General features: G+C 67.7%; 20 protein-coding genes. 7 read left to right on the top strand and 13 right to left on the bottom strand.

Annotated features, from left to right (window positions below):
* Positions 1-19: 19 nt before the first annotated feature.
* The gene (locus ACGFH6_RS07790) at positions 20-670 is read right to left on the bottom strand and encodes a hypothetical protein (protein WP_393381478.1); all 651 of its coding nucleotides are present in this window, start codon (positions 668-670) and stop codon (positions 20-22) included.
* Between the two features lie 107 nt (positions 671-777).
* Here ACGFH6_RS07790 and ACGFH6_RS07785 point away from each other — a divergent pair, with 107 nt between their 5' ends.
* From ACGFH6_RS07785 to ACGFH6_RS07775, 3 genes are all read left to right on the top strand, one after another.
* A complete protein-coding gene (locus ACGFH6_RS07785; protein ID WP_393381476.1) occupies positions 778-1,242 on the top strand; it encodes an Hsp20/alpha crystallin family protein in 465 nt (154 codons plus the stop codon).
* A gap of 46 nt (positions 1,243-1,288) precedes the next feature.
* On the top strand, positions 1,289-1,561 hold the full coding sequence (locus tag ACGFH6_RS07780) for a hypothetical protein (protein ID WP_393381474.1): 273 nt from the start codon (positions 1,289-1,291) through the stop codon (positions 1,559-1,561).
* 570 nt (positions 1,562-2,131) lie between these two features.
* Positions 2,132-3,628: an FAD-dependent oxidoreductase gene (locus tag ACGFH6_RS07775; RefSeq protein ID WP_393381472.1), complete on the top strand. Its 1,497-nt coding sequence runs from the start codon at positions 2,132-2,134 to the stop codon at positions 3,626-3,628.
* Positions 3,629-3,649: 21 nt separating this feature from the next.
* Here the strand turns inward: ACGFH6_RS07775 and ACGFH6_RS07770 are convergent, their stop codons facing one another.
* Positions 3,650-4,840, bottom strand: coding sequence for an alcohol dehydrogenase catalytic domain-containing protein (locus ACGFH6_RS07770; protein ID WP_393381470.1), 1,191 nt, complete (start codon positions 4,838-4,840; stop codon positions 3,650-3,652).
* Between the two features lie 271 nt (positions 4,841-5,111).
* Here ACGFH6_RS07770 and ACGFH6_RS07765 point away from each other — a divergent pair, with 271 nt between their 5' ends.
* Both ACGFH6_RS07765 and ACGFH6_RS07760 read left to right on the top strand, forming a co-directional pair.
* Positions 5,112-5,465 (top strand): hypothetical protein, encoded by a 354-nt coding sequence (locus tag ACGFH6_RS07765; RefSeq protein ID WP_393381468.1) that lies wholly within the window; start codon positions 5,112-5,114, stop codon positions 5,463-5,465.
* Between the two features lie 323 nt (positions 5,466-5,788).
* Entirely contained in the window at positions 5,789-7,030 is a 1,242-nt protein-coding gene (locus ACGFH6_RS07760) for a serine hydrolase domain-containing protein (protein WP_393381467.1), read from the top strand.
* Positions 7,031-7,430: 400 nt separating this feature from the next.
* On the opposite strand, the gene ACGFH6_RS07755 is transcribed toward ACGFH6_RS07760, so the two are convergent.
* From ACGFH6_RS07755 to ACGFH6_RS07710, 10 genes are all read right to left on the bottom strand, one after another.
* Positions 7,431-7,709: a helix-turn-helix domain-containing protein gene (locus tag ACGFH6_RS07755; RefSeq protein ID WP_393381465.1), complete on the bottom strand. Its 279-nt coding sequence runs from the start codon at positions 7,707-7,709 to the stop codon at positions 7,431-7,433.
* A gap of 227 nt (positions 7,710-7,936) precedes the next feature.
* Positions 7,937-8,854, bottom strand: a complete 918-nt coding sequence (locus tag ACGFH6_RS07750; protein ID WP_393381464.1) for a cyclase family protein — start codon at positions 8,852-8,854, stop codon at positions 7,937-7,939.
* Positions 8,851-9,780 carry a 3-keto-5-aminohexanoate cleavage protein gene (locus ACGFH6_RS07745; RefSeq protein ID WP_393381462.1) on the bottom strand — a complete coding sequence of 310 codons (930 nt, stop codon included), beginning with the start codon at positions 9,778-9,780 and terminating at the stop codon, positions 8,851-8,853. The genes ACGFH6_RS07750 and ACGFH6_RS07745 overlap by 4 nt, the downstream gene beginning before the upstream one ends.
* A 6-nt stretch (positions 9,781-9,786) precedes the next feature.
* Complete coding sequence (locus tag ACGFH6_RS07740) at positions 9,787-11,475, bottom strand: CocE/NonD family hydrolase (protein ID WP_393381461.1); 1,689 nt, start codon at positions 11,473-11,475, stop codon at positions 9,787-9,789.
* Positions 11,468-12,613 (bottom strand): M20 family metallopeptidase, encoded by a 1,146-nt coding sequence (locus tag ACGFH6_RS07735; protein WP_393381459.1) that lies wholly within the window; start codon positions 12,611-12,613, stop codon positions 11,468-11,470. The genes ACGFH6_RS07740 and ACGFH6_RS07735 overlap by 8 nt, the downstream gene beginning before the upstream one ends.
* A 1-nt stretch (position 12,614) precedes the next feature.
* On the bottom strand, positions 12,615-13,835 hold the full coding sequence (locus tag ACGFH6_RS07730) for an alpha/beta hydrolase family protein (protein WP_393381457.1): 1,221 nt from the start codon (positions 13,833-13,835) through the stop codon (positions 12,615-12,617).
* Positions 13,832-14,635 carry an ABC transporter ATP-binding protein gene (locus ACGFH6_RS07725; RefSeq protein ID WP_393381455.1) on the bottom strand — a complete coding sequence of 268 codons (804 nt, stop codon included), beginning with the start codon at positions 14,633-14,635 and terminating at the stop codon, positions 13,832-13,834. The genes ACGFH6_RS07730 and ACGFH6_RS07725 overlap by 4 nt, the downstream gene beginning before the upstream one ends.
* Positions 14,632-16,500, bottom strand: a complete 1,869-nt coding sequence (locus tag ACGFH6_RS07720) for a dipeptide/oligopeptide/nickel ABC transporter permease/ATP-binding protein (RefSeq protein WP_393381453.1) — start codon at positions 16,498-16,500, stop codon at positions 14,632-14,634. Before ACGFH6_RS07720 ends, ACGFH6_RS07725 begins: the two co-directional genes overlap by 4 nt.
* A 3-nt stretch (positions 16,501-16,503) precedes the next feature.
* Positions 16,504-17,472: an ABC transporter permease gene (locus ACGFH6_RS07715; protein WP_393381451.1), complete on the bottom strand. Its 969-nt coding sequence runs from the start codon at positions 17,470-17,472 to the stop codon at positions 16,504-16,506.
* Between the two features lie 9 nt (positions 17,473-17,481).
* Positions 17,482-19,050, bottom strand: a complete 1,569-nt coding sequence (locus ACGFH6_RS07710; RefSeq protein WP_393381449.1) for an ABC transporter substrate-binding protein — start codon at positions 19,048-19,050, stop codon at positions 17,482-17,484.
* A gap of 207 nt (positions 19,051-19,257) precedes the next feature.
* Here ACGFH6_RS07710 and ACGFH6_RS07705 point away from each other — a divergent pair, with 207 nt between their 5' ends.
* Positions 19,258-19,875, top strand: coding sequence for a TetR/AcrR family transcriptional regulator (locus tag ACGFH6_RS07705; RefSeq protein ID WP_393381448.1), 618 nt, complete (start codon positions 19,258-19,260; stop codon positions 19,873-19,875).
* An 8-nt stretch (positions 19,876-19,883) separates the two neighbouring features.
* Here the strand turns inward: ACGFH6_RS07705 and ACGFH6_RS07700 are convergent, their stop codons facing one another.
* Positions 19,884-20,924 carry an enoyl-CoA hydratase/isomerase family protein gene (locus ACGFH6_RS07700; RefSeq protein WP_393381446.1) on the bottom strand — a complete coding sequence of 347 codons (1,041 nt, stop codon included), beginning with the start codon at positions 20,922-20,924 and terminating at the stop codon, positions 19,884-19,886.
* A 729-nt stretch (positions 20,925-21,653) separates the two neighbouring features.
* Between ACGFH6_RS07700 and ACGFH6_RS07695 the strand changes: the two genes are divergently transcribed.
* On the top strand, positions 21,654-23,165 hold the full coding sequence (locus ACGFH6_RS07695) for an aldehyde dehydrogenase family protein (RefSeq protein ID WP_393381444.1): 1,512 nt from the start codon (positions 21,654-21,656) through the stop codon (positions 23,163-23,165).
* The last annotated feature ends 22 nt before the right edge of the window (positions 23,166-23,187 follow it).

Raw genomic sequence — 23,187 nt, 5'->3', positions numbered from 1 at the left:
TGCCCGGCTCACAGGATGGTTACTGCGTTCTGCTCTTGTGTTCGTCGCGTAGTTGGTCGGTGGTCGTGTTGATGTCGGCGACCTGCCCGGCCAAGCTGGGGTTGCTGGTCTCGAGTTGTGCTCCGGCTTCGGCCAACGGCGCCAGCAGCGCGGAGGTGTCGTTGTCGCCCAGCGCATGCAGAAGCCGGTCGACGCTTTCCTGGGCGTCGGCGTCGAGGTCGTCGAGCGCGGTGATCCGAGCGGCGAGCCGGCGAAGCTGGGCCGCGTTGTCCCGGGCCCAGCGGGTGACGGCGCGGTCCCCGGCGCGGCGGTCGCGGGCCGCCTGCACCCGCTGCTCGCCGGTCATGTCCGGCTGGTCACTGTTGTGCGGGTTGAGCCTCAGGTAGCGGCGCTCGGCAGCCTGCCGGCTGGCAACTCCGAGTGCGGGGGCGAGCTCCGCCCAACTGACTCCCTGTTCGCGCGCCGCTCCGATCAGCAACGGCTCCCACGCCGCCAGCCGATCCTGCACGCCTCGCAGTTCGGCCAACGCCGCGAGAACGTCCACCGAGCTGACGTTGTACGCCGAGGCTTCGTCGAGCTGGGGCGCGAGCTGCCGAACAACCTGCTCCACCGCGGCGAGTGCGACTGCCACCGGACCCGCCGCGTTGTCTGTCTGGTCGTCGGCGGCCACTCCGTCACCTCATCGTCTCGGCGTCAGCGATTGGATGACATCGATGCTTGTCATCGTTTCGATGACATGTTATACCGGAGATGCGTATTGACACCACAGTTGACTCGATGCCGCAGGAGGTGCAGACGATGTTGATGCGCACAGACCCGTTCCGGGACTTCGACCGGCTGGCCCAGCAGGTCTTCGGGAGCCAGGCGCCGGGCACGTGGTCCCGGCCGACCGCGATGCCGATGGACGCCTACCGCCAAGGCGATCAGTACGTCGTTTCCTTCGATCTTCCCGGTGTCGCACCGGACGCGATCGAACTGGATGTGGAACGCAACGTGCTCACCGTGAAGGCCGAGCGCAGACCGCTCGAGCTCGGCGACGAGGTGGAGGTGCAGGTTGCCGAGCGTCCGCTCGGAGTGTTCTCCCGGCAACTGTTCCTGGGCGACACGCTGGACGCCGACCGCATCGAGGCCCGCTACGAGGCCGGCGTACTCACACTGAGGATCCCGATCGCCGAACGAGCAAAGCCACGCAAGATCTCGATCGCGAGCACCGACGGCGATCGCAAGGAGATCAGCGCCTGACCAGGCGCCGGTGGCAGGGCAAGTTGTTGTCGATGGGGTGAGATCGATGACGGTGGACACACGGCAACTCGACGAGGCCTTCCTCGACCTGACGCTCGCCGATGACGAGCTGCTGCGGGCCGAGTTCGACGCCATGATCGCTGCCTGCTGGGAATCGCCGTCCGAGCCGCCGCTCGACAAGCCCTGCCCACCCGGCGGTGGGTACGCGGCACGGCCACGGTCGCGCCGGGCACGCCGAGGCGCACCTGCGCTCCGGCCGGTGCTGCCGCAGCGAACCGATGGCCGTGCTCGCGGCCCTCCGCGGCGCCGGAACAGCTGACGAACCTCGATTCTCGTGTGGGAGGAGGTGAAACCAGCCGTCACTCGACACAAGTCCTGATCTGAGATGCGGTCGCCCGCCAAGTCACACCCTTGACCAGGCGGGCCGCCGCATCACCCCGAACCTAACGATCAAACTTCGGCCGGCAAAGGCGGTGAGCACAATGACCCAACCTGTCACCCAGCGACCAGACCCGGATCCGTACGACGTGCTCGGCGTGACCGCTGAAGCGTCGGACGAGGACCTCGACCTACGACCGACCGCACCCTGACCGAGGACCATCATGGCCGCCGAACACAATTCCTACCGCTACCGCCGAGAGTACGAACCGAGCTGTTGAGGATGTGCTGCCCGGCGGCGGGACAGCGGTGGACTTGGCCTTGGTCACGCAATCCTGTTACCACCGCACAGACGCATGGACGACTGGGACGTGGGTACCCGGAGCCAGCACAGGGGTGTCGGTGAGGGTGGTTCTCATGGGAGTCATCCGCGATGTTCATACGGCGCAGGTGGTGGAGTGCGGCCAGTACGGCGGGCCGGGTCTCCACCACCTCCCGGAGGCGAGTGACGATGACGACGAACCGCTCGGTCTGGCAGATGACCGCGACGATTCCGGAGTACGACGTGATCGATCGCGACCAGCAGTGCGACGTCCTCGTCGTCGGTGGCGGCATCATCGGGCTGACGACCGCGCTGTACCTGCAGCAGGAGGGCACGCGTGTCGTCCTCCTCGAGGCCAGGCGGATCGGCGCACGAACCAGCGGCAACACGACAGGCAAGGTCACCTCGCAGCACGGCGCGATCTATGCAAAGCTGCTCGACCGGCACGGACGTCAGAAGGCCGAGCAGTACGCCTCTGCGAACCAGGGCGCCGTCGACCAGATCGCATCGCTGGTTGACCGGCTCGATATCGAGTGCGAGCTGATCAGAGGGCCATCGTTCGTCTACTCGGGAAGCAACCTGCAGCGGGAAGCAGATGTCGCCTGGGATCTCGGTCTGCCCGCGCAGCTTGCAGGGCCCGACGAAACCGGACTACCAGGGCAGGGCACGTCGGCTGTGCGCTTCGACGACCAGGTAATGCTCCACCCGGTCCGCTACCTCGCTGGCCTCGCCCGCGCCTTCATCGAGGCGGGCGGCCGGATCTTCGATCACAGCCGAGTCACCGACCTCAATCCCATCGGCGACCGCATCGAGGCGCTGACCGCCCTCGGGCCACGAGTCAGCGCAGCACACGCTGTGGTCGCCACTCTGCTGCCGATCGGGACACTCGGCGGGTACTTCGCCCGCACCAGACCGAACCAGTCGCACGGGATCGCCGTCCGGCTCCCGGTCCAAGCACCGACCGGCATGACCATCTCGGCCGACTCACCAGTGCGGTCGACCCGGCCGTGGCCCGGCGGCGGACCCAACGGACTCATCGTGGTTGGCGGCGGACACGAAACCGGTGCCGAGCAGGACACGGACTCGTCGTACCAGAGCCTCATCGACTGGGTCGGCTCGCTCTGGAACACCGACGTACAGCCAGACTTTCGCTGGTCCGCCGAGGACTACAGCACCCCGAACCTGCTCCCGTTCGTCGGCAAGGCGCCCGGCTCACCGATTCTGATCGCGACGGGCATGAACAAATGGGGCCTCACCAACGGAACCGTTGCCGCCGGCATCCTGCGCGACACCATCCTCGACCGGGACAACCCCTGGAGCGAGCTCTACGACGCCGGCCGCATCGGCGACGCACACGCTGTCGCGGAACTCGTGAAGGACAACCTCAAGGTCGGCAAGGAATTCGCCACCGGGCACCTGCGCCGCATCCTGGGCCGGAAGCTTGACCATGTGGAGGTCGGCGAAGGCGGCCTGTACGACCTCGACGGCAAGACAGTCGGCGCGTACCGCGACCACGACGGTCGCCTGCACACCGTCGTGCCCATCTGCACTCACCTCGGCTGCCCCCTGCGCTGGAACCAAGGCGACACCACCTGGGACTGCAACTGCCACGGCTCTCGCTTCGCACCCGACGGCTCCGTCCTTGACGGCCCGGCGACAACCCCACTGCCCGAGCCCGACGAGTGAACAGTTCCCCGCTGCACCCGATCAGCCGCCGATTTCGTCGCCTGGTTTCAGCAGCACCTTGATCGCGCCGTCGCGCTTGTGCTGGAACATCTCGTACGCCGCCGGCCCGTCCGCCAGCGGGAGCCGATGAGTGGCGAAGTCGTCGACGCCGAGCGGGTCGTCGTCACCCAGCAGCGGAAGGATCTGGTCGGCCCAGCGCCGTACGTTGGCCTGCCCCATCCGCAGCTGGATCTGCTTGTCGAAGATCGTCAGCATGGGCAACGGGTCGGCCATTCCGCCGTAGACGCCGATCAGGGAGATGGTGCCGCCACGCCGCACGATCTCGATGGCGAGGTACAACGCCGCCAACCGATCGATGCCGGCCGTCTGCATCACCTTCCGCTGGAGCGCATCCGGCAGCGCACCGGCGAGCTTCTGGCCGACCGCCGCCACCGGCGAGCCGTGCGCCTCCATGCCGACGGCATCGATCACCGAGTCCGGTCCGCGCCCGTCGGTCAGCTCACGTACGGCGTCCGCGACGTCGTCGGCGTACTCCAGCACCTCGACACCGCGTCGGCGCGCGCGTTCGAGCCGCTCGGCGACCAGGTCGACCCCGATCACTCGATGACCGCGATGCAGCGCGACGCGTGCGGCCATGTCACCGATCGGGCCCAGGCCGAGGACGGCAACGGTCCCGCCGGGCGGAGTGTCGGCGTACTCCACCGCCTGCCATGCGGTCGGCAGCACATCCGAGAGGTACACAAAACGATCGTCCGGCGGGCCATGCGGGACCTTGATCGGGCCGTACTGCGCCTGTGGGACACGCAGGTACTCCGCCTGTCCACCAGGGATCTGCCCGTAGAGCTTGGTGTAGCCGAAGAGCGCGGCGCCCATCCCCTGTTCGCGCACCTGTGTCGTCTCGCACTGGGTCTGCAGACCCTGCGCACACATGAAGCATGTCCCACAAGCGATCTGGAACGGCACGGCCACCCGATCCCCCACGGCCAGATCGCTCACCTCGGCCCCGGTCTCCTCGACGACTCCTATCGTCTCGTGGCCGAGCACGTCGCCCGCATCGAGGAACGGCGCCATCACCTCGTACAGATGCAGGTCGGATCCACAGATCCCGCTCGACGTCACCCGGATGATCGCATCGGTCGGCTCCTCGATCCGCGGATCCGGCACCTCGCCGTACTCGATCTTCCGCTTCCCTTGCCAGGTCAGTGCTTTCACGTCACTCCTCCGGTGATCCTGCAGTCAATCGTCGTCAGAGAGCTCGGAGGGTGCGATCCATCTGCGCTCGAACTGCGTCCACTGGTTGTACGCCGTCGTCACCGGGACGTCGACGTCGATCGACTGCGTGATCGTGCTCATCGCCTTCCCTCCAAGGACTCTTGATCTCTCGTCGACACCCGGTGCCCCCTCATCGGCGCGCCGACACCCGCCGATTCGCCCGGAGCGGCGCGGGTACCGCAAACCTGACGTCTCAGGAAAGGACAGTGCGGTGACTGTGAAGCTCAACAAGGTCGCCTTCGACCACGCCAAGGAGCTGGTGCGGAAGGGGCAGACGGTCAAGGACGAGCGGGACGACTGGAGCGAACACGCGCCGACCGCGGACAAAGAGAACGACTACCTCGACAAGCACGGCTGGGCCGAGTACGGCCAGTGGTACCTCGGCATCGACACCGAGATGGGCGAGGAGACCAAGGGGCACTACAAGTTCCCGTACGGCGACTTCCGCCGGGTCCATCGTTGTGGCGTGATCAGCGCCGAATCCCGTGCCGCGCAGAACGACTACGACGACATCACCAAGGCGATCGCCGAGCTCCACGAGCTCCTCGACGGCGACCACGCCTGAGGGCCCGCAAAGGCCGCCTTCGAGGTGCTGGGGACGGCGACCATCGCGTACTGGGTGTGCGCTGAGGACGACGGATGCCGGGACGCCGAGCAGTTGAAGGGTGCAGACGATCTCTTCACGGAGCTGGGAGAGCATCTCGGTGACGCCGTTCTGCCCCGTTGGTGACCGCGTGACTGGCTGAGTCCACACCCGGACACCACCGTGTCAGCACGGTGACTGTTCCGTGTCAGCGCGGTCGGCCACCGTCTCCGCCACGAGCAGTTCAGCGATCGCGACTTGGACGCTGCGACTGCGAAGAATCCTTGAAAGGACGGTGCAGCACGATGAACACGACCAGCGAGGCAGCCGTGCACGGACACGTCGAGGAGGGCTGGGGGAAGGTCGCTGACACGTTCCGGGCGAACTTCGAGGGAGATCCCGGTGAGGTGGGCGCGGCGTGCTGCGTCTATGTAGGTGGCCGCCCGGTCGTCGACCTGTGGGGCGGCGTCGCCGACAGCCAGACCGGGCGACCGTGGAACGAGGACACCATTGTGGAGGTCGCGTCGACGACGAAAGGCGCCACGGCGATCTGCGCGCACCTGCTCGCCCAGCGCGGTGAGCTGGATCTGGATGCGCCGGTGGTCGACTACTGGCCCGAGTTCGGTGCCAACGGCAAAGAAGAGATCCCGGTGCGCTGGCTGCTGTCGCACCAGGCCGGTCTGCCGGTCGTCGACGGGCCTTTGACCTTCGATGAGGCGTGTGCGTGGGATCCGGTGATTCGTGCGCTCGAGGCCCAGAAGCCGCTGTGGCAGCCCGGTACGGAGCACGTCTATCACAGCGTCACGTTCGGCTACCTGATCGGTGAGCTCGTACGCCGGATCTCCGGCAAGTCCCTCGGCACCTTCTTCGCCGACGAGGTGGCCGGTCCGCTCGGGCTGAGCGCGTGGATCGGGTTGCCCGAGGAGCAGGAGGGCAAGGCGGCCAAGATCGACTACGCCGCTCCGTTCACCTTGGAGGAGATGACCGAAGGGATGATCGAGGTCACCGGACTCGACGCGGACACGGTCACGGCATGGATCAACGCGGTGTGGGGTGAGGACTCGGTCCAGGCCCGGGCCGGCATGCTCGGCGGCGCCCTGGACTACACCTCGGGCTACCACACAACGCGTGCATGGCGCGCGGCGGAGTTCCCGTCCGGGAACATGCTCACCGACGCGCGATCGATCGCACGGATGTATGCCGCGACGGTGAGCGACGTCGACGGTATGCGGCTGCTGCAGCCGGCCACGGTCGCCCAGGCGATCGAGGTCCAGACCGACAAGACCCGGATGAACGGGCTCCCGCCCGAACTGAAGGTCCCGGCCGACCGCTCGTTCTACATGTCGCTCGGGTTCTGGCGGTCCTGCCCGCCGATGCCACTGATCGGGCCGAAGTCATTCGGCCACCCGGGCTCGGGCGGATCGATCGGCTTCGCGGACCCCGACGCCGGGGTCGGCTTCGGCTACGTGATGAATCTCTGGTCGTTCCGCACGGGCGAACCGCGGGCATCGAGCCTGGCCGATGCGGTCAAGGCCTGCCTCGACTGAGCAAGTCGGAAACCGTAGGAGGTGCGCGGCCGCACCTCCTACGACCCCGACCCCAGAAGGTAATCCACCGTTGCTCGAGGCAAAGACCCCTAGTGCCGCCCGAACGACGCACGCCCTCTGAGAGAGACGCCATCAACGAGCAAATTCTCGCTGGGCCTTAAGCTGAAGCCGAGATTCCTTACAGGTAAGGCTATTTCAGCTCAGCGGACGTCTTCCCCAACAACCTTCTGGCGACGATTAGTTGTTGGATTTATTGGGTGCCTTCGAAGATGTCGAGGATCTTCCCGGTACAAGAGAGATGGCTGCTGAGTATCCGCCTGGTCGAGTTCGCGGACCTTGCCCGCGAGCTTGGTCAGCAGATCATGAGTACGTCCGAACCGACGATGAGCCGCAGCAGCGGTCAGGAATGGACCGACGACGAGGTGCAGCAGTTGCGCGACGCGACGACTGCGACCCGGTCCGCGGACAGGGCCGCGGTCGGGTCCGTGGTGAGAGCGCGGTGCACTGTTGCCCTGCTGGACCCGACAGCTTGTGCGATCTGGCGAAATGAGAGGCCGTCGTCTCGGAGTCGCCGGGCCGTGCCGATCCGGCCGGGTGTCAAGGATTTGCCGCGGCCGGTTGGGGTGAAGGCGCGGCGTGCGTTGTTCTTGACGTTGTGTTCGCGGGCGATCCGGTACACCGTGGCCCGCGAGACACACCGTACTTGGTCACGAGCTCGTCGACCGGCGTACCGTCGCGAACCGTGCGAGCGTGCTCAACCGCCTTCCGCCGTGCGGAACGCTTCGCCCAAGCGGCCTGGACCGCTTGCTGCGCCGGCTCGCGTCCATGCCGCACCGCCTCGACGACCCCCGCCCCTGCCATGAGTCGAGCGTACTGGCCCCGCCGGGCAGGACTGGGCCGGTGCGCTCAGAAGACTGCGAGTGGATCGAGCATCGAACCTGTTGTACCGCGGATCTTCGTCGGTAGGGCGACGAAGAGGAACTCGTACTGGTGGTGGGTCGCCAGCTTCTCGAGGTACAGGCTCTCGAACAGGTAGATCCCCTGCTCGATCAGCAGATGTGAATGGACCGGCTGCGGGTTCCCGGTCGACTCGACGTCTGGGGCCGGCTGCACCTCGAAGGTTTCGGTGTCCGACCCGGCGCCGATCACCCCGACCGACGAGAGCCACCGGGCCGCGCTGATGTCCGGCCCCGCGGTCAGATGGCGAGCCATTCTCTCCTCGTCGGGCCACAGCGAGAGATAGCCGGTGCGAACGAGGACGACGTCCCACGGCCGCACCTCGACCCGCTGATGGCGCGCGATGGCCTGGAGGTCGTCGGCGGAGAGCGCATGTCCCTTGTCGAGGCAGTCGACACCGAGCCATCCCGCGGCGTCGAGCAGGACACCCCGGGTGAAGAACGCGGGCAGCTGGGATCCGTCTCCCACCGTCGGCCCGAAGTCACCGAGATGATCGGTGACGTTGCCGCCGCCGTACCAGCGACCCTCCGGCCCGATCGTCATGTGGGCGAGCGCGTCGACGTGCGCACCGGAATGTGCCGAGCACTGGACGAGCTCGCTCATGTAGCCCAGCCCCACGTTGTTGATCGGCCCCCAGGGGCGATCCTGGTTCTGTTTCAGGCCCGGCGGGGTCCGGAAGCTGAGCACCTCGAACTGGGGGTGTCCCTTGAACAGGGGCATCTGCCGAAAGCGGGGCAACGCCAGCGACACCCGCTGACCGGTGACGGCCAGCCTCGCCGCGTCCGCTGCCACCTGGTCGGGAACCGAGCCCGCGGGGCCGACCTCGCGGGGCTCGTTCCCGTACTCCGCTGCTGTCGAGGATGTCATGACTGCTCCCTGTCTGACCGGGTCCGGATCCCGAGGATCCGTCGGCTCTCGTCGGGTTCGGCCGGCCGCCGGTCGAGGACGCCGAGCAGGTCCCGGACCTTGGCGACGAGCTCGGCGTTGGACCGCGCCGGCCGGGTGCGGCTGAGCCGCAGGTTGTCTTCCAGACCGACGCGCACGTTGCCGCCGAGCGTTGTCGCCAGGGCGGCGAGCTCGAACTCGGCGGGGTAACCGACGCCGGCGACCGACCACACGAACGACTCCGCCCCGAGCACTCGCTCGGCCGTGCGGAGCATGTGGATCAGCTGGTCCGGCTCGGCGGCGTTCGCGCCCAGCACGCCGAGGACGAACTGTAGGTCGAGCGGCGTCTGCAGGACACCTTCCTTGACCAGTTGGCGGAGGGTGAAGATCTGCCCGACGTCGTACACCTCGACCTCGGGCACTGTACCGGCCGCGGTCATCCGGCTCGCCAGATAGCGGATGTCGGAGAACGAGTTCTTGAAGACGTAGTCGCGGGTGCCTTCCAGGTAGTCGCGTTCCCAGGGTTCGAAGGGGAGGTCCCGCCCTGCCACCGGGTAGATCCCGAAGTTGAAGCTGCCAGCGTTGAGGGTGGCCATCTCCGGCTCGAGCGCCAGTACTCCCGCTCGCTCCTCGACCGTCATCCCGCGTCCGCCACCGGTGGTCAGCTGCACGATGGCGTCGGTCCCGGCGACGAGCCGGGAGCAGATCTTCCGGAAGAGCTCTACGTCGGCAGACGGTGCGCCGGTGACCTCGTCGCGGACGTGGACATGCAGAACCGAGGCACCGGCCTCGGCGGCGTCGAGGCCTTGGCGGACGATCTCATCGACGGTGACGGGGATCGCGGCGCTCTGCGCAGGCACGGTCATTCCACCGGTGAGGGCACACGTGATGATGACGGGCGGCTGCATCGACAGTCACTCCTTCCTTCGTTGTTCTCCGGCGGGACAGGCCGCGAGCACGAGTCGGCTGGGCCGATCGGCGTGGTGGTGGATGGTGTTCCTGGCAACGACGTACGTCGTGTCCGCACCGAGCGGCGCCCCGGTGCCCGGGTTGACGTCCACGTCGGGATAGTTGGACGAGGCAACGATCAACCGAACCCGATCCCCCACCGCGAACCGATGGGCGGTATCGCCCAGGGTGACGCGGTATTCGTGGACCTGACCACGCTCGAGGAGCTGTCGGGGAAACTCGGCACCTCGTGTGTACGACGCTCGGACCCAGCCTCTCGACACCACGCGGGAGGAACCTGTCCCGTCGACCGTGAACAGCGTGACGTGGAAGTCGGTGTCGACGCGGTCGCTCTCCGCGTAGAGGTGGACGACAGGTCGGCCCACAATCTCCAGCTCTCGTTCCAGGGGCGCCGAGGTGTACACGAGCGCGTCGTCCCGCGCCAGGATCCGGTCGTCGTCCAGTGAGCGTGGCGCGGAGAACGCCGTACCGAGGTCCTCCGTACTGAGGTGCGGGTTCGCGGGATCGTGGGTGAACTCATCGGCGGGACCGGTTGGTTCGGCGCTGAGCCGCCCGTCGCCGGCCACGCTGTTCGCGCCACCATCGCTGTCGAGGAAGAAGGTGACCTCGGCAAGGTCCGCGGGTGGCCACGAGGTGGCCGAGCGCCACTCGTTCCGCCCCGTAACGAAGTACTCGACCCGTTCGTGACCCGACTCGAGTCCGTCGTCCAGTGCGCAGCGGAGGAACTCGAGCATGCGGGCCTTGAGGTCGACGGCCGCCGCCTCGCCGAAGTCCACGCCCATCGTCGTCCGGTTCGGTGCGCCGGTGCCGTAGTGGTCCCACGGTCCGATGACGAGCTGCTGCAGGCGGCGCTTCGGTCCGTCGTTCATCCGCTGCCAGGCGCGGAGCTCGCCCCACTTCGCACCGTCGTTCCACCCCGTCACATGCAGCACGGGAAGGTCCAAGTCGGTGAACACCTCGTCCAGGTCGTACGCCGCGATCGGCGCGTCACCGGACTGGGTGGCGAGAAACTCACGCCATGCCGGCAGCGACCGGCCCAGGGCGACATCCATCTCCGCGAGCGGTCTGCTGCGCAGGACACGGTCCCAGTCGAGCGCCGGAGACTCACCGTCGAGCGGCGCCTGCAGAGTCCGGCCGGCGGTGAGGTTGAAGTACCAGAGCCAGTATGGCGAGGCGGCGCCGAGGTCGTGCGGCACCCCCAATGAGGCGATGCCCGAGGTGGCCCGGCTGATCAGCGCGCGCAGATGCGGCGGGCGCTCGCGAGCCGCGGCCCAGCCGCAGTACGACTGGTACGAACCGCCGTAGCCGACGACGGCGCCTGAGCACCACTGCTGATCGGCGACCCACTCGACGGTGTCGTACCCGTCTGCGGCCTCCTGGCGCCATGAGTCGAACTCGCCGTCGCTGTCACCACGGCCGCGGACGTCCTGCACCACTACCGCGTAGCCGTGCGCCGCGAAGTAGGTGGCGATCTCTGGGTGCCGGATGTTGTCGTACGGCGTGCGGTTCAGCAGCGCAGGCCATGGCCCGTCCCCGGTGGACGGGAGGAACACGTCGGCTGACAGCGTGACGCCGTCCCGCATCGTCGCGCGCTGGTCGAACCGGACTCGGGGCCTTCCCAACGGGTCAGTCATCGGCTGACCGGTACCGCGCGAGTGCGGCGTCCACGATCGTCTCGGCCATCATCATCGCGCCGTCGCGCAGCAGCCGGTGCCCGTCGTCGGTGATCGTCAGCTCCGCGAAACGCGGGTCGTGGTTCGGCACGCCCTCGCCGAGGGCGAGCAGCGGATGGATGGTGGGTACCACCTTGCTGACGTTGCCCATGTCCGACGATCCGTGCACCTCTCCCAGGTGTGCGGGTCGCATCGTGCGTCCGTGTCTCGCCGCAGCGTCACGGAAGTACGACGAGAGCACGGGGTCGGTGACGAGATCGTCGTACGCCGGGGCGGCGCTCTCGACTGACGACGTACATCCGGTCGCCTGCGCGGCGCCGAGGAAGCATTGCTCCACGCGTTCGAGCAGCCCCACCAGCGTGCTGGATCGCCGCGCCCGGACGTACCACTCCGAGCGGGTCGCCGCGGGGATGACGTTCGCCGACTCGCCGCCCTCGGTGATGACGCCGTGGATGCGTGCGTCGTCAGGGATCTGCTGACGCAGGAGTGATACGGCGACGTACGCGTTCACCATCGCATCGAGCGCGTTCACGCCCTTGTCCGGCGCCATGGCGGCATGCGACGCGACGCCGCCGAAGCCGACGTCGAGGTGGGCCATCGCCAGAAACCCGGGATCGAGTACGTCGACCGGCGCCGGGTGGACCATGAGCGCCAGGTCGTCGTCCTTGAAGGCACCGGCCGCGAGCATCTCGGCCTTACCGCCCCGATTCTCTTCACCAGGCGTTCCGTACAGGGTCAGCGTGACGTCGAGTTCGCCGACGAGTGGGGCGAGCGCGTGCGCGGCGCCCAGAGCCGTGGTGGCGATCAGGTTGTGTCCACAGGCGTGCCCGACGACCGGCAGCGCGTCGTACTCAGCGCACAGCGCGACCTTCAGCCGTCCCGAGCCGATCGTGGCCCGGAAGGCGGTCTCGAGCCCGTACGCCTTGGGTGTGACTTCGAATCCGTGTCCGGCCAGGAAGTCGGCCAGCAGCCCACAGGCACGGTGCTCCTCGTACCCGGTCTCGGGGTTCTCGAACAGCCATCCGTTCATCGCCTCGAGGTCGGATCGCACATCCTCGTACCGTTCCCGGACGACGTCGTACGCGGCCTGCCCGCCCATGTCAGGCCTCCCCCGCCGACGTGGGCAGCACCGTGTCCAGCCAGTCGTAGACGACCTGGTGCATCAGCGCCCAGTTCCCGATCTGGCAGTGGGCGTCGGCGGCCTCCTCGGCAGTGAAGTGCCGCACGGTCTGCGGTGCCTTCAGCCTGGCCTGGAACTCGAGCGTCTGCTCACGGAACGTCGGCCCTTCGCCCACACTGTCCAGGATCAGGGTCGGGCAGCGGATCGCCTCGACCAGACCGTCGAGGTTGTAGTCGCGGGTGATCTCCTCGACCTCGTCGATGGACGAGGCACCGTAGATCCACTGCAGCAGGCTGGTGACCCACTCCTGCATCGCGTTGCTGTGGTTCAGCATGCGCTGCACGCCCGGCCAGATGACGTCGTGGAAGTTCGTGATCGGAGAGTTCGCGACGAGAGCCTTGATCCGGTCGTCTCCCGCGACCCCGCGAGGAGCGAGGTACCCGCCCTTGCTGAACCCCATCACGGCGAGCTGGGAGCTGTCGACCTCGGGAACGGTCTCCAGGTGGTCGACGACGGCCCGCAGTACGACGTCGTAGTCCGGACGGAAGGTGAGTCCGGGTTCGACCTCGAGCGTGGAGAACTGCCCGGGACCGCTGACACAGAGCAGGTTCCACCCGCGCTCGGCGGCGCGTCTGCCGCCGGCGAAGTAGTACAGCTGCTCGTTGGTGGCATCGGTGCCGGTGAAGACGATCAGCGTCCTGGCGGGCTCGTTTGTCCCCGCCGGGAAGAACCAGCCCGGCAGCGAAGCACCCTCGAACGGCACCAGGACCCGGCGGAACTCCGCCCCCGGAAGTTCGGCCGCGCTCTCGAAGGCGGCCGTCGATCGCCGGTGCAGGGAGAGGAACTCCTCGGATCCCGCGGGCAGGAAGAACGCCGACTGGTAGAAGTACGTCGAAGCCCGCTGGTATCCCGCTCGCGCACTCGCCGACCGCCCGTTACGGCGGTCGTCGTCCGCGGCCACGAGGACCTTCTCCGCGACACCGAGCCAGCCCGCGTGCCACCCCGCGAAGTCGTAGTCGCCGACGCCCTGGACCGCGGCGTAGCACTCGGCCTGCTCGGCTCCTCCGCCGCCTACATAGGACAAGGCGAAGAGCAGCCTGAAGTCGAACTCCTCACACGAGTTGAAGAAGACGCGGCGGCTCATCCGCGGAATCAGCACCTCTCGCCGGGCGTGCTGGTCTGGTACGTCGATGTCGCTCAACTGCGGACCTCCGGGCAGTGTGATGGATTCTCTGATCGATCGGCGGCCGCTGCGAAGGGGCGCGGGACAGCCGCAAGCAATGTCTTCGTGTAGGGGGCACGCGGATGCGCGAGCACCAGCTCACTGGAGCCCTTCTCGACAAGCTTGCTGTCGTGCATGACTGCGATCTCGTCCGACACGTGCCTGACCACGGCGATGTTGTGCGAGATGAACAGGCAACTGATACCGAGCTGCTCGCGCAATCCCATCAGCAAGTTCAGCACGCTCGCCTGGACGGACACGTCGAGCGAGGCGGTGACCTCGTCGGCGATGAGGACAGACGGCCTGACCGCCAGTGCCCTGGCGATCGCGACCCGCTGGCGCTGACCGCCGGACAGCTGATGCGGGAAGCGGTCACGCAGGAACGCGGGGAGCTCGACGAGCGCCATCAGGTTCTCGACGTCGTACCGCTCCCCCCGCGGCAGCAGATTCGCGGCCTCGGTCAGCGCCGCTGCTACCGTGAGCCTGGGATTGAGGGTGGAGTTCGGGTCCTGGAATACCATCTGGACCTCACGCACCAGCCGCTTCCGGTCACCGCGCGACCGCGTCACCGCGCTCCCGTGCAGGCTGATCGTTCCTTCCCTGACCGGCACGAGACCGACGATGGCCTTGGCAACGGTCGATTTGCCAGACCCCGACTCGCCGACCAGTCCGAGGGTCGTACCTTTCGCCAGGTCGAAGCTCACCGCCGACACCACGTCGGCCGCGGCGCGACCGGACCCGTAGCTGACGGACAGTCCGTCGACCGTCAGCGCCGTCATCGGGCCACCTCGGCCAGTGCGTCGACAGGATTGACCGCCCAGCACGCAACCGAGCTGCCCGGCGACCACTCCACCAGCTCGGGACGACCGCGTTCGCACACCTCCGTGGCCAGCGAGCAGCGCGGCGCGAAGGCGCACCCGTGCTCGATCTCGCCCGGCTGCGGCGGCGTCCCGGGGATGGTTGCCAAGGGCCCGTTCCGGCGCTCGTCGACGTCCGGCAGGCACTCGAGCAGGCCGCGGGTGTACGGATGCCGCGGGTTCCGGAGTACCGACCCGGCCGGTCCCTCCTCCACGACCCGGCCGGCGTACATGACGAGCAACCGGTCACAGATCTCGGCAACCACAGCCATGTCGTGCGAGACCAGGACGATCCCCATCCCCCGCTCCCGCAACGCCTGGAGCAGGTTCAGCACCTGACGCTGAGTCGTGACGTCGAGCGCGGTGGTCGGCTCGTCGGCGAGCAGCAGCGACGGCTCCAGGCACGAGCCCATCGCGATCGAGACGCGCTGCCTCATGCCACCGGACAACTGGTGCGGGTACTGCCGCATCCTGAGTTCGGGCGAGGTGAGACGTACGTCGGCCAGCGCCCGCACCGCCCGCACTGCCGCTTGCTTCTTCGACAGGCCGCGATGGGCACGCAAACCCTCGGTCATCTGGGTCCTGATCCGCAGCGCGGGGTTCAACGAGTTCGTCGGATCCTGGAAGACGACCGCGATGTCCTGACCGTCGCGCCGCTCACGTCCCAGCACCTGCAGGTCCGTCGCAGAGACGGACAAGGCGGCCGAGGTCAGCCCCGCGATCGACATCAGGGTCAGCGACTTACCGCTCCCCGATTCGCCGACGATGCCGACCGCTTCCTGCCGATCGACAACGAAGGAGACACCGTCGACGAGGGCCACCGCGCCGGTGGCCGCGGGTGCCGTCACCGTGAGATCCCGGACCTGCAAGACGCTGCCGGAGTCCGTTGTCGCGACGGACCGCGCGGGCAGTCCGTCCACTCGGGTCCGGACCGGACGCGGGCTGCGGATCGGCGCCCACCGTTCAGGGTTGGCGGCGCGTGCCACGGCCTCACCCAGATAGCCGAAAGCAATGCCGGTGAGCACGATCATCACGGTGGGGCCGAGGACGGCTGCCGGCGTGGTGTACATGCTGTTCAGCCCCGACGTCAGCAGGCTCCCCCAGTCGTAGTCGAGCGGCTGTACGCCGAGACCCAGGAAGCTCAACGCCGAGATGAACAACAGGGCGCCCGAGGTCTCCAGGAAGGCCGCGACCCAGAGGGTGTCCGCGGCGTTCGGGAGGACGTGCCGGAACAGGACACGTGCCCGCGAGAGTCCAAGGGTCCGAACAGCCGAGATGTAGTCGCGACTCGTCACGGACGCCGCGACGCTGTGGGTGACCCGGGCGAACCTCGGTGCGACGGCGAGGCCGACGGCCGTGGCCGCGCTCCACGCACCAACGCCAAGGATTGCGGCGATGAAGATGGCGACGATGATCGGTGGGAAGGCGAGTACGACGTTCAGCGCGCTGAGGCACGCCCTGCGCAACCGCGAGGCTGGCAGACCGGAGAGCACCAGCCCGAGTCCCGCACCCACGACCGCGGCGATCGCGGTGGCGGTGACGGCGAGGACGAGCGAGAGGCGGGTCGCGACGAGAGTGCGGGCCAGAACGTCGCGACCCAGATCGTCGGTTCCCAGCCAATGCGCGCCGGACACCCCTGCGCTCGCCTGGAGCGTGTCGGTCCGGGTGGCGGCGTGACCGAAGAGGACGGGACCCAAAACGGCGAGAGCGAGGACGGCGAGGGCGACCCCGAGGGCAAGGACGCCGCTGCGATCCCGCCAGAAAGCTCGCAGGTAGAGGTTGGTCATGGGCTACTTCCCACTGGCGGCGGACCGCGGATCGAGGGTGGCGACGAGGACGTCCACCAGGGTGTTCACGACGACGACGCTGACGCCGAGCAGGAGCACGATCGCCTGCACCACGGGGTAGTCCCGCTGCGAGATCGCCTGGACGAGCTCGGTTCCCAGCCCGGGCCAGGCGAAGACACTCTCGACGACGACCGTCCCGCCCACCAGCGAGGTGAGGATCAGGCCGCTGATGGTGAGTGCCGCGGTCAGCACGTTCGGAAGGACATGCCGAAGGTAGAGCCGAGCACTGGACAGGTTCTTCGCCCGGGCGGCGCGAACGTAGTCGGCCGTCAGGACGTTGAGCGTCTCGATCCGCGTGACCCTGGCCAGGACCGCGCCTGCTCCGGCCGCGATGGCGATGGCAGGCAGCACCACCGCACCGGCGCCGGCAGCCCCGGCGACCGGGAAGATCGGGACCAGAACGGCCAGCACCAGCACGAGGAGAGCGGCCAGCAGGTAGTCCGGGATCGAGTGGATCAAACTGGTACCGCCGGTAAAGACCGCGGCGATGCGCGGACGGAGGCCGTCGCGCGTGACCACTCCCAGCATCAGCCCGAGCGGTATGCCGAGCCCGATAGCCAGCAGGAAAGCTGCCCCGGCCAGCTCGAGCGTCTTCGGCAACCGCTCCGCGATGATCGTCGCCACCGGCTGGTGAGTGCTGAACGACGTACCCAGGTTGCCCGTCGCGAGGCCCAGCACGTAGTCACGGAACTGGCCGAGCATCGACTGGTCGAGACCGAGGTTGGCGCGAATCTGCTCCACCTGCTCTGGCGTGACGTTCGCGCCGCCGATCCGGCGGGCCGGATCGCCGGGGATCAACCGGAGCATCGCGAACGACGCGACGAGTACGGCGCCGAGGGCGCACACCGCCTGGACCAACTGATCCTGCGCGGCCCGGAGCGGTCCCGCCGCATCGACAGTTCTACGCTTCATCGCCGGCACCTAGTCCCGCTTGATCGAGGTCGGCTCGATCAAGGCTGCGAACCCGAACTGGTACGACGCGTGGTTGCCGAAGTAGATGTTGTTGTAGTGCGCCCGGGGAACGACGTCGAGGTTCTTCACGAGGGCGTCCTGCGCCGCCCGCCAGTGCCCGCACGTGCTCTTGAAGTCCGGCGCGACGCCGGCAGCGGTCATCTCTCGCTCGAACGTGACGTTCCTGATGTGCCCGAGGTCGAGCGCGCCGGGCCCGAAGATCAGCGGCGCCAGGGTCGCGGGTGAGTCGCCGACCGCAAGGGTCGCCGCGTAGACGTCCCAGTCGCCCTTCCGCACGGTCTCGATGTACGCAGGCAGCTCGACCTGCTTGCCCTGCGCCTTGGCACCCAGATCAATCAGGGTCTGGGTCAGATAGTCGCCGGCGGAACCTTCCTGGTTGTGCGACCCGACCCGGAGCACCAGCTGCTTGCCGCTCTTCTGGTAGATGCCGTCCGGACCCTTCGTCCAACCGTCGGCCTCGAGCGTTTTCCTGGCCGCGGCCAGGTCCACCTCGGGGCGGTAGGCCGCGCCGTCGGTCTGCGCGCAGATCGTGGTCTCCGCGGGAAGGAGGTTGGCTGACGGCGTCGCCAGCTTCCCTTGTGCCGCGGCGGCGTACGCCGCGGGGTCGACGGCCTGCGCGATCGCCTTCCGGACGGCCGGGTCCGCGCCGGGGCCTTGCGCCTGGTTGAAGAGCAGGAAGCCCAGGGCATTCGGGGAACGCTTCTCCGCGAACCCGCGAGCCCTGATCCGGCTCACGGCGTCCTCGTTGCTGGAGTTGGTGATGTTCAGCTGACCTTGCAGGAAGACGTTCGCGGCGGTCGTCTCGTTCTGCAGGACCTTGGCGACGACGACGTCCGGCAGCGAGCTGACGTTGCCGGCGGTCGTCTCGGGCGTCCACGCGTACCCCTTCCGCCGTTCGAGGGTGTACTCCGATCCGGTGACCGCCTTGGACAGCACGTACGGCCCGCTGCCCGCACTCGCCTTGCTCAGTCTCTTCGGGTCCTCGACCCCGGCAGGACAGACGATCGACAGGACCGGGTTGGCGAACGTCAACAGCAGCGCGGGGTTGGGTTTGCCGGTCTCTGCCGTCACGGTGCCGGCTTGGTCGTCGGCCTTGAACGTCGCACCGCCCTCGAAGAGGCTCGGCGCGATCGGTGACTTGGTCGTCGGGGCGAGCGCCCGGGTCAAGGAGCCCGCGATCGCCGTCGGCGTCAGCTTCGTCCCGTCGGCACACGTCACGCCGTCCTTGATGGTGAAGACGACCCGCTTCGCCGCCACCTTCCACGACGTGGCCAGGTACGACTTGACCTGGCCGCCCGAGACCACGACCAGCCGGTCGTAGAGGAACATCGACAGCTGGTAGCCAGGACCGGAGTTGGTGAGCGCCGGATCGAACGACCCGACATCGTCGTAGAGCCGGATCGCGAACGGCCCTGCTGTATCCGGGACGGGAGCGCTCGCCCCGCCGCACCCGCTGAGGAAGACCGCGGCGCCGAGCAGCGCGCCGATCAGCCTGATCGCGGTGTTCTTGCACGTCATTTCGGTTGCCTCCGGGACCCGGCGGGACAGGGACTGAGATTCCAAGTCAAAACCGATACGTTTCGTTTTGGAATGTTCGCGACGACTTGCCCGGATGTCAAGCCCTCCGACCTGTTCAGGTTGACAGAATGGTGGGCCAGCCGATCACTCTGGGGTAGAGTGAGGCGCGAGACGCAGCGTTCCGTTATGAGAGTTCAAGGGGCACGTATGGCGAACCCGGCAGGTGGGACCGACCGTCGCGGCCGGCACCGCGACTCGCAGTCGCACCAGGCGATCCTCGCGGCAACCCTCGAGTCACTGTCAGAGCTCGGGTACGTCGGGACCACGATCGAAGGTGTCGCCACCCGGGCCGGCGTCGGCAAGGCGACGATCTATCGCTGGTGGACGTCGAAGGGAGCGCTCGTCGGCGAAGCGCTCTCAAGCCGCCTGGACGAAGGACCAGAACCCGAGACCGGGAATCTGCGCGACGATCTCAAACGGGTCATCGAAGTGACCGTGCGGAACTACGCCGAGCCCGAGAACGCGATCGCACTGATGGCGTTCGCCGCGCACGTCGAGCGGGACGAGAGCCTGCTCTCGACGTTCCGGGAGAAGTTCCTGGCGTCTCGCCGACTGCACGCCCGGCAGATGTTGCAGAGGGCGATCGCCCGTGGCGAACTGCCTCCGGACGCCGACCTGGATCTGATGATGGACCTCTGGGCCGGAACGATCTTCTACCGCAGCCAGATCGTCGGCTCGCCCCCGGACCCGACACTCCCCGACCGCCTGGTCGACCTCTTCCTCTCCGGAGCCGTGCCACGGCTGACGCCCGAACGCCGTACCTGACTACCTGACTACTCCCTGGCGAAGTAGCCGGCCACGGCTTCCTCGGTGACGTCGTCGATGCTCGACGGCGACCAGCGAGGATTGCGGTCCTTGTCGATCACCTGCGCCCGCACGCCCTCGAGGAAGTCGTGCGAGCCGTGGAACCGCAACGCCAACCGGTACTCGAGGTCGAGCGCGTCGCGCAGAGCCGGCAGATCCACCGCAGCTCGCAGAGCGCGCAAGGTGACTTTGACCGAGGTCGGTGACTTCGATGCCAGGACCGCGGCCGCGTCGCGAGCCACCGCGAGGTCCGACGTGGCCAGCCTGGCGTGGATCTTGCCCACGTCATCGCCTTCGTAGGCCGCGTCGATCCACGCGCGGTCGGCGAGCAGTTGCGAGGCCGGCGCCGGTTCGGCCACCTCGGCAAGCGCGTCCGCAGGCTTCGACGTCGCCAGCGAGGTGATCAGCGCCGGCAGGCGGTCGCTGGGGACGTACCAGTCGGCCAGGCCTACGCCGATCGCATCGCCGGCGCGAACCGAGCCGGCCGTCAGCGCCAGGTGAGTGCCCAGCTCCCCCGGCGTACGGGACAGCAGGTAGGTGCCGCCGACGTCGGGGAAGAACCCGATCCCTGTCTCGGGCATCCCGACCATCGAGCGTTCGGTGACCACCCGGATGCCGGCGTGCGCCGACAGGCCGACGCCGCCACCGAGCACGATGCCGTCCATGATCGCGACGAAAGGCTTGGGGTAGTCGGCGATGGTGGCGTCGAGCCGGTACTCGTCCGCCCAGAACGCCGCCGCGTCAGTTCCGTGGGCAAGACCGTCGCGGTAGATCGACACGATGTCGCCTCCGGCGCACAGACCACGCTCACCACGACCGGTCAGTACGACAGTCTGTACGTCGGGGTCATCGATCCAGTCGTCCAACGTGGACTGGATAACTCCCACCATCTCGTGGGTCAGAGCGTTGATGGACCGCGGCCGGTTGAGGACGATACGACCCGCGTGGCCGTCGCGGCCGATCAGCACCGGAGATTCGGGGGTCCCGCGTCCCGCGATCGATCGCATCATCTCGTTGGTCCCTTCCTGAATTACTAGGATGTCCTAGTAGATAGTAGGACATCCTACAATCCGCGTCGGCCGATCCTGCCCGGCAACAAGGGGTGCCGGTAAGAACGCTGTCAGCAGCCGCAAACGAGCAAAGGCGGCGCGCGGTGGCGAGCTGTCGTCTGGGGTTTCGGGGTCAGCTGGGCCGAGGACTAGTTGCTCGCAGCAACTCCGACCGAACGCACCGCGCTGCAGCAACTGGCGGGAACCACGACGGCAAGCCGTTCACGTTGGCGTCGAACAGGTCCGGGCGGGTCTGGTGCATCCACACCACCGCCAAAGTGACGTCGCAGCACGGCACGTATCCCGGTCGCTACCTCGCCGGACTGGCCACCGCGTTCAGCCAGGCGGGCGGAAAGATCTTCGAGCACAGCCGGTCGAAGCTCTGCCAGGAATGGCGATCTCCGTCGACGAACAGGTGCCACCGTGCCAGCCGGGGCGCGCCGACGCCCGCCGTACATGCCAGTGAGGTCAGTAGCGGCGTGAGATCCGACGCCGGTTCAGCGGCTTTCAAGGATTCGATGCATTTCTGGCCAAGCGCAGCACGTCGAGGAGTCGCCTCCGGCGCGGAGGCCAGGACCGCGGGGTCTGCAATCTGGAAATGGTGTCGATTGACAGAACAGGATGGCACGGGTTTCATAGGTGGCGGGCCTCGGCGTGGGGTTGGGGCTAGCGATTCGGGACGGTGGGTGTATGGCGACCTCGATGCTCGAGCATGCGGCGCGGCTGGGTGTGAGGCCCGGACGGTTGTACATCGACGGAGAGTGGGGCGAGCCTCTAGCGGGGAAGCGCTGGGCGCATGTGCATCCCGCGACGAACGAGGAGATCACTACAATTGCCCGCGCCGAGCAGGAAGACGTGGATCGGGCGGTTCGGTCCGCGCGGCGGGCGTTCGACGAGGGACCGTGGCCGCACCTGAAAGCACGGGAGCGCAAGCGCCTTCTGCAGCCTTTGATCGATCTCGTGTATGCCAACGCGAGCGAGCTGAGCGACCTGCAGACTCTCGACAACGGCCTGCCGGTCGCGTTCGGCCGGTCGTACCGGGTGTCGGCGGAATTCTGCGCCGACGTGTTCGACCACTACTTCGGCTGGATCGACAAGATCACCGGTGAGGTCTACCCGCAGTTCAGCGAGATGACTCCCCTGCAGTACTTGAGCTTCCGCGAGCCGGTCGGCGTCGTCGCCGGCATCAATCCGTGGAACGCGCCGCTCCTGCAGTTCCCGGAGAAGGTCGGCCCGGCGCTCGCGACCGGCTGCTGCATCGTGATCAAGCCGTCGGAGTACGCGAGCCTGACGATCCTCAGGCTGACCGAGTTGATCGCCGAGCTGGACCTGCCACCGGGAGTCCTCAACGTCGTGACCGGCGTCGGGAGCGAGGCGGGGGAGGCGCTGGTCACTCATCCCGGCGTCGACAAAGTCTCGTTCACCGGAAGTGTTGCCATCGGCAAGCATATTGTCGAGGCCGGTGCCGCGACGCTCAAGCGGGTGACGCTCGAATTGGGCGGCAAGAGCCCCGCGATCGTCTTCCCCGACATCCCCGAGCTCGTGGAGCGAGCAGCTGCTACCATCGCCGGCCAGGTGTTCTACGGCCTGTCCGGCCAGGTCTGCTCGGCCCAGACCCGGGCGATCGTCCACGAGTCCGGGTACGACGACTTCGTTCAGCACCTCGAAGCCCGCGTCGCCGCCGTACGTCAGGGTGATCCGTTCGATGAGAAGACCACCTCGGCGCCGATGATCAACAAGACACAACTCACCAAGGTCCAGGACTTCATCGAGCGCGGTGCCGGCGACGGGGCAACCATCCTGCTGGGCGGTGGCGAACCGGCGCCTGAGTTGGCCGCGGGCAACTGGGTCAACCCGACGGTGTTCGTCGACGTCCCGGCCGGGAGCCCGCTGGTCCGCGACGAGATCTTCGGGCCGGTCCTGACGGTCATCCCGTTCCGCAACGAGGACGAGGCCGTCCGGATCGCCAACCAGTCCGACTACGGCCTGGCGGCCGGCCTCTACACCGCGGACATCGCGCGGGCGCATCGCGTCACGCGTGCCTTGCGTGCCGGAGCGGTCGGCGTGAACGGATACAGCTTCATGCCCAACTCGCCGTTCGGCGGAGTCAAGTCCTCAGGTCTCGGGCGGGAAGGTGGCTGGTCCTCGATCGAGGAGTTCACCGAGGTCAAGACGATGGCCGTCGATCTCTCGGCCGGCTGATGACACTTCGACAAAACGGAGG

This window comes from Kribbella sp. NPDC049227, assembly GCF_043197265.1.
GTDB lineage: Bacteria > Actinomycetota > Actinomycetes > Propionibacteriales > Kribbellaceae > Kribbella.
This window is presented reverse-complemented; position numbering and strand designations above follow the sequence as displayed.

Excerpts from the sequence above, each read along its gene's own strand:
- ACGFH6_RS07785 (WP_393381476.1), top strand. The coding sequence starts at position 778 with ATGCCGCAGGAGGTGCAGACGATGTTGATGCGCACAGACCCGTTCCGG.
- ACGFH6_RS07780 (WP_393381474.1), top strand. The coding sequence starts at position 1,289 with ATGACGGTGGACACACGGCAACTCGACGAGGCCTTCCTCGACCTGACG.
- ACGFH6_RS07775 (WP_393381472.1), top strand. The coding sequence starts at position 2,132 with ATGACGACGAACCGCTCGGTCTGGCAGATGACCGCGACGATTCCGGAG.
- ACGFH6_RS07760 (WP_393381467.1), top strand. The coding sequence starts at position 5,789 with ATGAACACGACCAGCGAGGCAGCCGTGCACGGACACGTCGAGGAGGGC.
- ACGFH6_RS07750 (WP_393381464.1), bottom strand. The coding sequence starts at position 8,854 with ATGACATCCTCGACAGCAGCGGAGTACGGGAACGAGCCCCGCGAGGTC.
- ACGFH6_RS07745 (WP_393381462.1), bottom strand. The coding sequence starts at position 9,780 with ATGCAGCCGCCCGTCATCATCACGTGTGCCCTCACCGGTGGAATGACC.
- ACGFH6_RS07740 (WP_393381461.1), bottom strand. The coding sequence starts at position 11,475 with ATGACTGACCCGTTGGGAAGGCCCCGAGTCCGGTTCGACCAGCGCGCG.
- ACGFH6_RS07735 (WP_393381459.1), bottom strand. The coding sequence starts at position 12,613 with ATGGGCGGGCAGGCCGCGTACGACGTCGTCCGGGAACGGTACGAGGAT.
- ACGFH6_RS07725 (WP_393381455.1), bottom strand. The coding sequence starts at position 14,635 with ATGACGGCGCTGACGGTCGACGGACTGTCCGTCAGCTACGGGTCCGGT.
- ACGFH6_RS07720 (WP_393381453.1), bottom strand. The coding sequence starts at position 16,500 with ATGACCAACCTCTACCTGCGAGCTTTCTGGCGGGATCGCAGCGGCGTC.
- ACGFH6_RS07715 (WP_393381451.1), bottom strand. The coding sequence starts at position 17,472 with ATGAAGCGTAGAACTGTCGATGCGGCGGGACCGCTCCGGGCCGCGCAG.
- ACGFH6_RS07710 (WP_393381449.1), bottom strand. The coding sequence starts at position 19,050 with ATGACGTGCAAGAACACCGCGATCAGGCTGATCGGCGCGCTGCTCGGC.
- ACGFH6_RS07705 (WP_393381448.1), top strand. The coding sequence starts at position 19,258 with ATGGCGAACCCGGCAGGTGGGACCGACCGTCGCGGCCGGCACCGCGAC.
- ACGFH6_RS07700 (WP_393381446.1), bottom strand. The coding sequence starts at position 20,924 with ATGATGCGATCGATCGCGGGACGCGGGACCCCCGAATCTCCGGTGCTG.
- ACGFH6_RS07695 (WP_393381444.1), top strand. The coding sequence starts at position 21,654 with ATGGCGACCTCGATGCTCGAGCATGCGGCGCGGCTGGGTGTGAGGCCC.